The 13498-nt window shown below is 43.5% G+C and carries 13 protein-coding genes; 1 reads left to right on the top strand and 12 read right to left on the bottom strand.

The features are described from left to right. Positions 1–69: 69 nt before the first annotated feature. From HMPREF0501_RS07245 to HMPREF0501_RS07230, 4 genes are all read right to left on the bottom strand, one after another. Positions 70–1332: a UDP-N-acetylglucosamine 1-carboxyvinyltransferase gene (locus HMPREF0501_RS07245; RefSeq protein WP_006917316.1), complete on the bottom strand. Its 1263-nt coding sequence runs from the start codon at positions 1330–1332 to the stop codon at positions 70–72. A 208-nt stretch (positions 1333–1540) separates the two neighbouring features. Beyond that, positions 1541–3145, bottom strand: a complete 1605-nt coding sequence (locus HMPREF0501_RS07240) for a CTP synthase (RefSeq protein ID WP_006917314.1) — start codon at positions 3143–3145, stop codon at positions 1541–1543. A gap of 147 nt (positions 3146–3292) precedes the next feature. After that, positions 3293–3853: a DNA-directed RNA polymerase subunit delta gene (rpoE, locus tag HMPREF0501_RS07235; RefSeq protein ID WP_191975871.1), complete on the bottom strand. Its 561-nt coding sequence runs from the start codon at positions 3851–3853 to the stop codon at positions 3293–3295. A gap of 45 nt (positions 3854–3898) precedes the next feature. Then, entirely contained in the window at positions 3899–4306 is a 408-nt protein-coding gene (locus HMPREF0501_RS07230; protein ID WP_006917303.1) for a DUF1934 domain-containing protein, read from the bottom strand. A gap of 138 nt (positions 4307–4444) precedes the next feature. Between HMPREF0501_RS07230 and HMPREF0501_RS07225 the strand changes: the two genes are divergently transcribed. Next, positions 4445–5797, top strand: coding sequence for an HD domain-containing protein (locus HMPREF0501_RS07225; RefSeq protein WP_006917301.1), 1353 nt, complete (start codon positions 4445–4447; stop codon positions 5795–5797). 75 nt (positions 5798–5872) lie between these two features. Here HMPREF0501_RS07225 and HMPREF0501_RS07220 read toward each other — a convergent pair whose 3' ends face one another. The 8 genes from HMPREF0501_RS07220 to ispE all read right to left on the bottom strand — a co-directional run bounded on the left by HMPREF0501_RS07220 (position 5873) and on the right by ispE (position 13459). Further along, positions 5873–6580: a hypothetical protein gene (locus HMPREF0501_RS07220; RefSeq protein ID WP_040456126.1), complete on the bottom strand. Its 708-nt coding sequence runs from the start codon at positions 6578–6580 to the stop codon at positions 5873–5875. Positions 6581–6686: 106 nt separating this feature from the next. After that, a complete protein-coding gene (locus tag HMPREF0501_RS07215) occupies positions 6687–7670 on the bottom strand; it encodes a ribose-phosphate diphosphokinase (protein WP_006917299.1) in 984 nt (327 codons plus the stop codon). A 64-nt stretch (positions 7671–7734) separates the two neighbouring features. Continuing rightward, entirely contained in the window at positions 7735–9102 is a 1368-nt protein-coding gene (gene glmU, locus HMPREF0501_RS07210) for a bifunctional UDP-N-acetylglucosamine diphosphorylase/glucosamine-1-phosphate N-acetyltransferase GlmU (RefSeq protein ID WP_006917298.1), read from the bottom strand. Between the two features lie 15 nt (positions 9103–9117). Then, entirely contained in the window at positions 9118–9948 is an 831-nt protein-coding gene (gene purR / locus HMPREF0501_RS07205) for a pur operon repressor (RefSeq protein WP_006917297.1), read from the bottom strand. A 157-nt stretch (positions 9949–10105) separates the two neighbouring features. Further along, positions 10106–10900, bottom strand: a complete 795-nt coding sequence (locus tag HMPREF0501_RS07200) for a metal ABC transporter permease (protein WP_006917296.1) — start codon at positions 10898–10900, stop codon at positions 10106–10108. After that, a complete protein-coding gene (locus tag HMPREF0501_RS07195; protein WP_006917295.1) occupies positions 10893–11567 on the bottom strand; it encodes a metal ABC transporter ATP-binding protein in 675 nt (224 codons plus the stop codon). The genes HMPREF0501_RS07200 and HMPREF0501_RS07195 overlap by 8 nt, the downstream gene beginning before the upstream one ends. Position 11568: 1 nt before the next feature. After that, entirely contained in the window at positions 11569–12480 is a 912-nt protein-coding gene (locus HMPREF0501_RS07190) for a metal ABC transporter solute-binding protein, Zn/Mn family (protein ID WP_006917291.1), read from the bottom strand. A 127-nt stretch (positions 12481–12607) separates the two neighbouring features. After that, on the bottom strand, positions 12608–13459 hold the full coding sequence (gene ispE / locus HMPREF0501_RS07185; protein WP_006917290.1) for a 4-(cytidine 5'-diphospho)-2-C-methyl-D-erythritol kinase: 852 nt from the start codon (positions 13457–13459) through the stop codon (positions 12608–12610). Positions 13460–13498 lie beyond the last annotated feature (39 nt).

Genomic DNA, 13498 nt, shown 5'->3' with positions numbered 1-13498 from the left:
ATTGCCTGAAACATAGTTATTTTTACAACTACGATAGAATAACATAATTTGAAGCTGAACGCAAACTAATTAATCGTCGTCTTCAATTGTAACGTCCCCATTGAGACGATTCAGCTTCCATACAATCCGGTCATAGCCCCGCAGAATATTATCCGCTTTATGGATTACAGTGGTTCCTTTGGCCATCAAACCGGCAATTACCAGTGCGGCACCAGCGCGAATTTCACCGGCTTCAACATCCGCACCGTGTAATTCTTCCGTATGATCAATGGTGATCTGTCCATCCCCAGCGCTAATCTTCATACCCATTTTCTGTAATTCGGGAATGTGCTTAACCCGTTTTGGATAAATCGTATCAACGACCGTACTCTCCCCATTTGCTAATGACATCAACGGGGTTAATGGTTGCTGCAAATCAGTTGCAAAACCAGGATATGGCATTGTCTTAACATGAACTGGGTTAAGATGGTCAGTTGCGGGAACATAGATCTTATCACTATCGATTTGCAGATCTACCCCTATTTCCATCAGTTTACTAGTGTATGCTTCCAAGTGTTCTGGAATTACATTCTTAAGCATCACACCATCACCCAAGGCTGCCGCTAAAGACAGGTAAGTTCCCGTTTCGATCCGGTCTGCAATAATCGTGTGGGTGTTCATCGATTGCAGGGTATCAACTCCGGTTATCCGCACCACGTCCGTTCCGACACCCCGAATTTTAGCCCCCATGTTATTAAGGAAGGTTGCTAAATCAATAATTTCCGGTTCCCGAGCTGCGTTTTCAATAATCGTCGTTCCTTCAGCACGAACAGCTGCCAGAATGGCATTAATCGTGGCCCCGACAGAAACCATATCCATGAAGATCCGTGTCCCGTGCAACCCATTGTGCGCATCCAGATAGACAGTTCCCGCATGTTCGCTAACGTTAGCCCCCAATGCTTTAAAGGCCTTTAAATGCTGATCAATTGGCCGTGGGCCAATGTTATCACCACCAGGAAAAGTCAGAGTTGCGCGGTGGAATCGTCCTAACAAGGCGCCCATAAAGTAGTACGATGCGCGCAAACTCTTAATTGCTTTACTCGGTAGTTCTGCCTCAACGATTTGAGTTGGGTCAATGTCTAATACCCCGTGGGTGAAGTTGGATTTGACATTCATTGACTCCAAAATAATCATCAAGTTATGAACATCCAAGATGTCAGGGACAGTATCAAACTGGACTGGCGTGTCTGCCAAAATAGCTGCCGGAATTAATGCCACCGTACTATTTTTGGCACCACCGATGGTTACTTCGCCAGCTATTCGGTTTCCTCCTTGAATGATCAGTTTTTTCATGTTGATCTTTCCTCACTTAAAATCTTTATTTTGTATCTTTTTAATTCATTATTATTATATTTAAACAGTCAATAAACATAATAAAGAACCTCCGTCTAAATTACAACCTTTTCGTTAAATAATTAAACTTTCTTCAAATTAATTTTCACCATCTTGCACCAAAAAACGCAGTTCACTTTTCAGTAAACTGCGTCTTATTTCATTCAAGCTACTTATTATCCACCGCTGCCCTAACAAAGGCCCCAAAGAGCCCTTCTGGATGGTTTGGCCGGGACAGAAATTCTGGGTGGTATTGAGCCGCCACAAAGAACTTCTTCTCTGGAAGTTCAACTACTTCAACCAGGTTCCGTTCTGGGTTAACTCCCGAAACTACTAAGCCGGCTTTTTCCATTTCATCACGGTACTTATTGTTGAATTCATAACGGTGCCGATGCCGTTCGTGAATCATTGGCTTGTTATCATAAGCAGCCGCTGCAATCGTTCCAGGCTTCAAACGACATGCATAAGCACCCAAACGTTGCGTTCCACCAAGATCTTCGACATCAGCTTGATCCGCCATCAAGTCAATAATATTGTGATCCGTATTCGGATCGAATTCAGTCGAGTTGGCATCTTTGTAGCCAAGCACGTCCCGGGCATATTCGATGCAGGCCGTTTGCATTCCAAGGCAGATTCCTAAGTATGGCACATCATTTTCCCGAGCGTACTTAATTGCGGTAATCATCCCTTCAATGCCCCGACTACCAAAACCACCTGGAACGAGGATTCCATCGTAATCGCCCAGCGTCTCGGCAACGTTTTCTTCATTAATATTCTCCGCATTAAAGTGGTCGATCTTCACATCTGCATCAACTGGATATCCCGCATGACGTAACGCTTCGTTAACAGAAATGTAGGCATCTTGAAGATCGGTATACTTACCAACCATCGCAATCCGCACCGTCTTAGTCAGGTCATTTTCAATATGATCAACCATCTTTGTCCACTCACGCATATCAGCAACTGGCGCATCCAACTTGAAGTGGTCCACTACCAATTGATCCATCCCTTGCTTTTGCAAGTTTAATGGAATTTCGTATAAGTTTGGTACATCCAGGGATTCAATAACGGCTTTTGGATCAACATCACAGAAAAGAGCAATCTTCTTCCGCATTTCTTCCGTAATTGGCTTCTCCGTCCGTACAACCAGAATGTTTGGCTGAATTCCTAAGCCCCGTAATTCATGCACACTATGTTGGGTTGGCTTAGTCTTCATTTCACCAGCTGCCCGTAAGTATGGAATCAACGTTGCGTGGATGTATAAAACGTTGTCCGCTCCGGCTTCCTTCTTCATTTGCCGAATAGCTTCCACGAATGGCTGGGATTCAATGTCACCAACGGTCCCACCGATTTCCGTAATCACAACATCAGCATCCGTACTTTCGCCAGCCCGTTTGATCTTATTCTTAATCATGTTAGTAATATGCGGAATAACTTGAACCGTCCGGCCAAGGTAGTCACCACGCCGTTCTTTCCGCAATACTTCAGAATAAATTTTCCCCGTCGTTACGTTAGAATATTTATTTAAATTATTATTAATGAATCGTTCGTAGTGCCCTAAATCAAGGTCAGTTTCCGTTCCGTCATCCGTTACGAAAACTTCACCGTGTTGGTATGGGCTCATCGTACCGGGATCAACATTGATATATGGATCAAACTTTTGAATCGCAATTTTCAGCCCCCGGTTCTTTAACAGGCGTCCTAATGATGCCGCAATAATTCCCTTACCAAGTGACGAAACAACCCCACCAGTTACAAAAATGTACTTTGTCATTCTTACTCTCCTTTTCTAATACGCTACAAACGAAAAAACTCCCCATTTCTTAGTGAAACAGGGAGCTATTGAAACGAGATGTACCAAGCAATCTTGGGAGCCCAAGTAAAATAATACAAAGGCTAGTCACAATAGTCAAGCAGAAATTTATTCTTCATCTCCATCATCGTAACTATCATCATCGTCATGTAATTCTGACAAGTGACTTTCAATGTCGCTATCCGTATCATCATCTTCGATCGGATTGTCATCATCGTCATCATCACTGTCATCGTAATCATCTGAATCGTCATCGTCATTCAGATCATCATCTTCTGGATCATCATTATCGTAATCGATCACATCATCATCGTCGTCACTTCCGGTCAAGAAGGCATTGACCTTCCGCCGACGCTTATTTGGACGATCATCATCGTCATCATCAGATTCACCAATCGTGGCTTCATCAATTGAGTCGTATGGGTACCATGCACGTAATCCCCAAGTGTTATCACCAAGGGAGATAAAACTGCCATCGACGTTCAAATCAGTGTAGAACTGGGAAAGTCGTTCCCGAATTTCCTCATCACTCTTACCAAGATATTGCTGAATTTCATTTGTTAAGTCGGCAAAGGCCATTGCTTCACCATGATAAGCTAAGATGGCGTGGGCGACTTCGATCATCGAAAGTTCTGATTTATCTTGGCCATCGAAAACCTTTAAATCCAAATTGGTGCACATCCCTTCAAAAAGTCTAAGTTACATATTACAATATCAGGGCGCAAATTGCAATTGAATTCGGTAAGTTCCCAAGACCTGTCCCTGATTCTTCAACCGATATGTCGCTTGCAGTGAACCCGTATGATTAGTAAACTCCACCTTTTTAATTAATTGGCGGGTTTCGACCCCTAGGTGAATAATTCCGTACTCAGTTTGGTACCTAGTCATCGTTTCAGACCCCGCCTCAAAGACTAGCCTAGTTTGACGTGGACCCCGGCGGTCTAATTGCACCCGGTCCTCATCCAGTCGGAACTGGACAGTCGTCTCTTGATTATCCTGGTGCTCTAGGTAGCGCAGGTAAACCTGCCCGCCGTTCAACCGGATTAATTGACCACTTTCTGTAAACTCAAAGTGTTCAGTCTCACTTCCCATCGTCATGGAAGTCGTCAAGTGAACTGTCACTGGAAATACTTCTTTAATTGCTCTTCACCCACCTTTAATCCTTTTAATTATAAACTGACCATCGCTAAATGACCACCAGTGCTTTCTGGCAGCAGGTTTTGTATAATGGAGAAAAAAGTTTACGTTAGGAAGCGAACTATGAGTTTTAAAGACGAAGATCTACCTCGCGAAAAAGTATTCAGGGACCCAATTCATGGCCACGTCATTGTCGATAATCAAATTATTCTCGATTTAATTAATACCCCGGAATTTCAACGACTTCGCCGGGTCAAACAACTCGGTACCACCTCGTTGACCTTCCACGGTGCAGAACATTCCCGTTTTGGTCATTGCCTAGGGGTCTATGAAATTGCCCGTCGGATGTGCAATCATTTTCAAAGAAATTATCCCAGCAAGCGCCCTGGTGATGGTCTCTGGGATGATCGTGAACGACCAGTGGCACTGACTGCTGCACTCCTGCACGACCTTGGCCATGGCCCTTATTCACACACTTTTGAGCACATTTTCCACACTGACCACGAAGCCATTACCAGGCAAATCATCACTAGTCCTGGAACCAATGTTAACCAAATTTTACGACGGGTCGGCCCTGAATTTCCGCAACAGGTAGCCAGTGTGATTGATCATACGTACCCGAATCAGCAGGTCGTTCAAATGATCTCCAGTCAAGTCGATGCTGATCGAATGGATTATCTGCAACGGGACGCTTATTATACCGGTACCAACTACGGTAAGTACGATCTCGACCGAGTCTTACGAGTAATGCGCCCCATTCACAACGGGATTGCTTTTGAAATTTCGGGAATGCATGCGGTTGAAGACTACATCATTAGTCGGTTGCAGATGTACCTTCAAATTTACTTTCACCCGGTTTCCCGTTCAATGGAAGTCATTTTAGACCACCTGCTGATGCGAGCTAAGTACCTTTACCAGCATCCAAGTGACTATTCACCGGTTTTTACACCTCACCTGCTCATGCCATTTTTTAATGGTCACTATACCATTAATGACTACCTTTCTTTGGATGATGGTGTGTTGACAACCTACTTTCTGCATTGGCGTAATTCTGGTGACGATATTCTGAGTGATTTAGCCCAACGCTTTTTAAACCGTCGGCCGCTAAAGTCAGCCCTATATGATGCAACCACTGAACCGTTCTTACCAAAATTGCGGGATTTGATTTCAACCGCCGGCTTTAATGACCATTACTATACGGCTACAAATTCCAGCTATAAATTGCCGTATGACACTTATAACCCCCGTGATTCCCAGCCCCAAAGTCAGATTGAGTTAATTCAACCTAATGGTGAACTGATTGAATTATCACAGGTCAGTACCCTCGTTGCTAGTATTGCCGGTAAGGAAGCGGGCGATGAACGATTCTTCTTCCCGAAAGAAATGCTCGTCCAACATGACAATATTGAAATTTTCCAGCCAATCTACGATGAATTCCAACAGTACATTCAAAATAATCATATTGTTGCTCCCTAATAAATTAAAAAATGGAACGTGGAAACAGTCCATCTGACTGCTCAATCACGTTCCATTTTTATTTAAATTGATGATTTAGTTAACTTTCGTTGCTGAACCAGTATTAGAATTATATTCATAAATACCAATCATGCTTGCAACTGAATTATCGGAATTATTTTGCCGAACTTCAAAGCGATATACGTTCCCTTGCTTGGAAACTGGAATAATTCCGTACCCCTTCTTATTGAAGCCCATCTTATTAGCAAAGTCCGTTACCACATCTTCTTTAGTTGCTCGCGCTGCATCCGCGTTGGCTACCCGTTGTGAACTGGAAGTAGCTTGTGAACTACTGCTTTGACTCGTTTGCTTGGTCGAGCTTGATTCAATCTCACCATTAATGGCTTTCGAAATCTTCACTCGTAATGCCTTGTAGTCCTTCTTCATTGGCTTACTGCTGGATTTCATACCTGGTAATTCGGCTTCAGCTTCTTGGTAGTCACCCTTATTATAATCTTCACGGGCTTCAAGGTAACTATCCAAGTCTTCTTCAAGATATTCAACCTTTTTGTTTTCGTGTTCGACATCATCTAAGAGGTCATAGGCTTTTTGGTATTGGCCCTTAGTAATTAAATCATTAGCTTTCTTATAAGCTTTATCAGCGGCACTTTCTGTGACCTTCGCTGACTTCGTTGAGTTATTATCTGAACTGGCGCTATTCTTTTGTCCACATCCGGCTAACCCGAACACCAGGGCAACTCCCGCTGTGGAAAGTGCCAACTTAGACATTAAACTCTTTTTCATTTTCATTATTCCTCCTTAATCAGGGTTAGGAACATTATACCATTTTTACCGAATAACCAAAAATCGTTTACTAAGGTCAGTACCGATCTTAATAAACGATTTAAAATTATTCTTTACTAACTTTATCGAAGAGGTTTTTGAACAATGGACTCACTGGCCGGTTTTCATTAATCCGCTTAATTGCATCAGCAATTAATGGGGCCACAGAAACTTGCTTAATCTTCGCAATTTGCTTTTCCTTTGGTAATTGAATTGAGTCAGTAACCACCACTTCTTTAATTGGTGAATCTTCTAGTCGTTCAATTGCCGGACCAGATAATACCGCATGGGTACAAGAAGCATAGACTTCGGTTGCTCCGGCCTCCATTAATGCCTTTGATCCCAAGGTGATCGTCCCGGCTGTATCAATCATATCGTCAATCATGATACACTTTTTACCTTGAACATTCCCGATAATATGCATGATTTTGGCAACATTCGCCTTGGGCCGCCGCTTATCAATAATGGCAATTGGTGCCTTCAAAAATTCAGCTAAGGCGCGGGCCCGAACAACCCCACCATGGTCTGGTGAAATTACGACTGCATCCTTCGCTACTCCCTGCTTAATGAAGTAATCAGCCAGTAATGGTGCACCCATCAAGTGGTCAACTGGAATATCGAAGAACCCTTGAATTTGTGCTGCGTGCAGATCTAAAGCGATCACCCGATCAACACCAGAATTTTGCAGCATATTAGCCACTAATTTGGCTGTAATTGGTTCCCGCGAACGGGCCTTCCGATCTTGACGGGCGTAACCATAGTATGGCATGACCACATTGATGGTCTTGGCACTCGCACGCCGTAAAGCATCAATCATAATCAACAATTCCATTAAGTTATCATTTACGGGTGCTGACGTGGATTGAATAATATATACATTATCGCCCCGGATACTTTCTTCAATGTTGATTTGAATTTCACCGTCACTAAACCGGTCAACGGATAATTTACCAAGTTCGACACCAACTTCATCGGCAATTTTTTCGGCCAATGGACGGTTTGAACTTAAAGAAAAAATCTTCAGATTCGGGTCAAAATATTTCTGTTTCATGAGGTCCTCCAAATTAAAATCCCTTTACCACTCTTATCTTATTAATTGGGGTGCGAAAAAGCAACTACCACGGGAGTTTTTTTGCGTAATTCGCCTTATTTGTTTGCCGTTGACGGGCAATTGCCATGTCAAATTGTTTAGTATCGTCCGTAATGGTTGAACCGGCTGCCACAAATGAATCAGCCGCGATGTTAACTGGGGCTACTAAATTACTATTGCTACCGATAAATGCGTGATCGCCAACATTGGTATGGTGCTTCTTTGCACCGTCATAGTTAACAAAGACTACTCCACACCCAACGTTGATGTTCTTACCAAGAGTGGCATCACCAACATAGGTTAAATGGCCAACCTTGGTTCCTTCACCAATGTAGGCTTTCTTAACCTCACAGAAATTACCGATGTGAACATGTTTACCAATTTCCGCTTGGGGCCGTAAGTGGCTATTCGGACCAATATCAGAGCCATCATACATTTCCGCTTGTTCCAGCGTGGATGAAATAATTTGGACGCCATCATGAATCCGTGAATCCGTGATTCGGGAGCCAGCACCAATCAAGCAGTCACTACCGATGACAGTATTGCCCTTAATTACAACGTTGCCTTCCACAACTGTATCGCGGCCAATCTTAACACCAGCATCAATATAGGTCGTTTCTGGATCAACCATCGTAACCCCATTCATCATTAATTCATCATTGATCCGCTTCCGCATGATCTTATTAGCTTGGGCCAGTGCCACCCGGTTGTTGACCCCCATCGATTCATCGAAGTCAGCCATCTTGTATGCCGTTACCACTTCACCTTGTTGCTTCAAAATAGCAATCACATCAGTCAAGTAGTATTCACCCTGTGCGTTATCGTTATTAATCTTCTTCAGGGCTGCAAAAAGCTTCTTATTATCGAAACAGTAGACCCCTGTGTTGATTTCATGGATTTCCCGTTCTTTTTGACTAGCATCCTTTTGTTCCACGATCCGTTCCACAATACCAACATCATTCCGGACAATCCGGCCGTAACCGGTTGGATCAGGAGCAACGGAAGTTAAAATAGTTACTGCCGCTTTCCGTTGCTTATGGTATTCGAACAACTTGTTAAAGGTATCAGCCGTAAATAATGGTGTGTCACCACTGACTACCAGTGTCTCACCATCAATGTCGCCTAGTAGGTCTTCAGTCTGCATCACGGCATGACCAGTCCCCAATTGTTGTTTTTGGAGGGCAAACTTAGAACGGGGACCAATGGTGTTTTCCACACTTTCCGCCCCATAGCCAACCACGGTCACAATATTATCAATCTTAGCCGCTTCAAGTTGACTCAGTACGTGTTCCACCATACTTTTACCACAAACTTCGTGCAAAACTTTGTATAATTTAGACTTCATTCGGGTACCCTTGCCGGCTGCCAGAATAATTGCGTTTTTCTGTTGCATGACTCTCATTGCTCCTTATTTCTTAAAAACTTTTTCCAAATAGTTGCCTGGTTGGGCACTTAAATGCCGGTTAACCCCATCTTGGGCATCCACTTTAATTAATGAAGTACAATCTTCCACTAGTCGTTCACCGTCAAACTGACCTTCTGCAAACGCGGTCATACCCACTAGGTGGGCGCCAAATTCTTGGATAAGGGACTTCATTCCGTTCATCGTCCCACCACCCTTGAGAAAGTCGTCAACTACAACCACGTTAGCGCCCTCCTTCATCGTTCGACGGGACAGTTCCATCTTTTTAATCCGTTGGGATGAACCTGATACGTAGTTAACACTGACGGTCGAACCTTCCGTAATATGGGAAGAATTACGAACAATTACAAACGGTCGATTGAGATACATCGCCACACTCTGGGCAATTGGAATCCCCTTGGTTTCTACGGTCATGATCACATCAACATCTTGATCAACGTACTGGGTAGCAATCAAGCGACCCACTTCACGTAAAATGTCCGGACGCCCCAGCAAATCAGATAAATAAACATAACCACCTGGTAACAATCGACTATCATCATTCACCGCTTGGACCAGTTCATCAATTACTGTCGCCGCGTTTTTCTTAGAATACAGTGGCGTCAAACGTGCACCGCCACTAGCTCCGGGAAGAGTTTCCAGGCGACCGACACCCCATCGTTCAACTGTATTCCGAATAATACTTAAATCTTCACTAATTGATGACTTAGCTGAGTCATAACGATGGCCAAAAAACTTTAGGGAAACCAGTTCTCGTGGGTGATCCAGTAAATAGCGAGTCATGTCCACTAGCCGGTTGCTTCGTCTAACTTTCATTATGTAGCTCCTTTAATTCATTATGCTGTTAATACAAACGTTTTGTGTACCTTCAAATCATAACATAATTGTTCGGCTTTTAACTGATTTTTCCATAATTTCACTAAAAAAAGCGGGCCTCATTCGGCTCGCTTGGTAAATACCAATTATTTTCATTTTAATCGTTAGCTCGCTGCCGATATAACAGGGCGGATAAGTAGATCAGCACTTCAATTGTCGAAGTGAAAAAACTAACTGGCCAGTTTGTAATGTAGGCTAAGTACAATCCCAGCCAAATTCCCAATAGCGCGAATAAAATTGCTAGTCCAATGATCTTGGCAGTCCCGGTCGTGTAATATTTTGCACTGGCCGCAGGCAGTGTCAATAGGACAAAAATCAATAGTGTCCCCACAATTTGGACTGCCACACTAACGCTCATTGCCAAGAGCAATAGGAAGATGACGGAAATCACTGTTTCGTTTAACCCGTTCGCTGCTGCACCCTCAGGATCAAATGAGGAAAATTTCAATTTACGGTAAATAAGGAAAACGATCACGAGAACAACCGCAGAGAGGCATACCAGCTGCACGACCTCATGGCGGCTAATGCCGACAACGCTCCCAAACAAGATACTCGTGGCTGAACTGGCAGTTTTACTGGAAAGATACAAAAAGAGAATTCCTAACCCGATGAATAGCGCTGACACTGCCGAAATAACTGACTCGCGGCGAGATTCATCAATGCTCAATTGACCAACCATCACTGAACTAAGAATGGTAAATAAAATCATCCCATTTAAAGCCGGCCAGCCCATAAAAAGAGCAAACGATGCACCAGCAAAACCAATCTCTGAAAGAGTGTGGGTCATAAATGGCATATTCCGCGCCACCACAAAAACCCCAATTACTCCACTGACAATTGCAATAAATGTACCGGCCACAAACGCATAACGCATAAAGCTGAGACTAAACATTGCGCACCTCCTCATCACTAGGCAATTCATTAATGGGGCCACTTTGGTAGGAGCCATCTGGTAATAACTGTAAGTAGCGTGTTCCATAGCGCTTTGCTAAATCCCAATCGTGAGTGATAAAGAGCACACTCAAGCCATTTTGCTGAAACTTAGCTACAAAATCTAATAAATCGTACTTCATTTCATTGTCTAAACTGGCCGTCGATTCATCCAAAATTAATAGTTGCGGATCATCAACGAGTGCTTGGGCCAAATAGGCCCGCTGCTTTTCACCACCGGATGCTAACCCCAGTGGTCGGTCTTCAATCGTGGTTAAATTAGTTTTCCGAATAATCCGGTCTAAACGATGCTGCTCAGTCTTTTTTAACCAGGGCCAGCGTGATTGAGTAAGGTTGAGCGCCACAAAATCCCGGACCGCTAATGGATAGTTAGCCGGTAAGTTGCGAAACTGTGGGACATAACCAATCTTTAAGTGATTGGCCCGACTAATTTCACCGCGGCGGGGCTTTAACTCCCCTAATAAGGCACGAACCACCGTCGTCTTTCCGGCACCATTCTCACCAATCATTACTAAAAAGTCGCCTGAATTGACCTGAAAACTTAAATTTTCAATAACGGTATGGTCACCATACGCTAAGCTAAGGTCATCAACTGAAATCAATGCCATCTTATTCACCCTGTTCTTGAATCTTAATTAGTTGCTGATACTGTGTTTGCATCCACTCGGTATAGGTTTGGTGGTCCGGTTTGGTTTCCGTCACGTTGAGGACCGGAACACCGGATTGCCGAGCAAGTTTAAACATATTTTTAATTGTAGAGTTACTTTCCTGCTTATTATTAACAAAGAACGCCACCCGATGCTGACAAATTGCTGATTGCATCGCCGCAATTTCCTTTGGTGAGGGATCATTATCATCCTCAACCGCCTTTGCAAATCGCTGGTTCGCGATTCGATACCCCAAATTATCTAGAGCATAGTCAAAAACTGGCTCACTCACCAATACAACATTCCGTTGGGAGTCCACTCCGCGTTTGGCTTGCGCAATCGTTTTGTTAAGCGGAGCTAATTGCTTTTGATAACGCTGGGCGCGGGCGTAGTAGTACGCGCGGTGTTTTGGATCTAATTTAGCATACTTTTGGGCTAGTTGGGTGGCCAAATTACTCATTGTGGATGGCTGATACCAAACATGTTCATTGTTTCCTGCTTTTTTATGGGCCACTTCTCGGCCAACATTAATCACGGCTTGCTCATGGTCCGTGGACTTGGTCATTTTTTGCAACCAGGTATCATACCCTAAACCATTTTCGATCACGACATTAGCTTCGGCTAACTGCTGCGCCTGCTTGGTCGATGGTTGAAAATCGTGTGTATCAACGGCTGAACTATTGATAAAAGACGTCACATCTCCATATTTACCAGCAACACTCTGGGCAACTTCACCATAAAAGTTCAAACTGGTGACCACCCGAATCGGTCGTTGCTGGCGATGTAAATGTGGTTGCCAACCAGTGATCATTAGAATTAAGACAACAGCCAAACTAGTAATTAAACCAATCAAACCCCACCGCTTTTTCTTCATCGCACTACTACTTTATCGTTAATCGTAATTATTACTATTAATCTACGAAAAATATCTTACCGAACTTTCCAAAAATAATCAACAAAAAAACTGGGATTGCTCCCAGTTATCTTGGATATCAATATTTTTACAACAACATCACTAAATATACTTCACCACAAAAGCCACGCATACTGTTATAAATTCGCTTAGCTCGTGATTCGCTGTGACAGAGGCCAAAGACGGTCGGACCAGTACCACTCATGTGTGCCATGTCAGCGCCTAATTTGAGCATTCCGTCCTTGAGCTTTTTTATCTTAGGATATTCCTTCATTGTTACTGGTTCTAAAACGTTCCCCATTTTGGCAAAGGCATGTTGCCAATTTTCCTGCTCAATGGCCTCGAGTAACCCTTCATTGTCCAAATGTACAATTTTTTCATAATTAATTTGACGCAGAATCGTCGGCGTTGAAACACTGACGCTTGGTTTGGCAATGATCGCCCAGTAATGAGGGCACTGCAGCAATAAACGAATTTGTTCTCCATGTCCCGTCACGTGGGCAGTATGGCTATAAATGCAATAAGGAACATCTGAATCAATCGTCAATGATAATTCAGCCAGCTCATTCAAGGATAAGCCCAAATTCCAGCCGCAATTGAGGCCACGTAACACTGCAGCAGCATCTGAAGAACCACCGCCCAGGCCAGCCGCCACGGGGATATTTTTCTTAATGCGCACCGTGACCCCTTCTGGACGGTGAAATCTGGTCTTTAAGATATGTGCGGCTTGATAGGCTAAATTACGTTGGTCATTCGGCAAAAAGCCACTATCAGTGTAAATCTTAATCGTTTGTGGTCGGGTATGAATATCGATGGTTAAATAATCTGCCAAATCAATCGAGTTCATCACCATGTTCCATTGCGGCGAACCATCTAGGTAGCGCATTGGTGTGTCCAATGACAAATTGATTTTCGCAGGTGCCTTCTCCGTGACAATCATTGCCTCACCCCTCCCTCAGTTGTCTATTTTCTTTTTATA

The organism is Limosilactobacillus coleohominis 101-4-CHN, assembly GCF_000161935.1.
GTDB lineage: Bacteria > Bacillota > Bacilli > Lactobacillales > Lactobacillaceae > Limosilactobacillus > Limosilactobacillus coleohominis_A.
The sequence above is the reverse complement of the archived record's forward strand: the minus strand, read 5'-3'. Positions and strand labels throughout refer to the sequence as shown.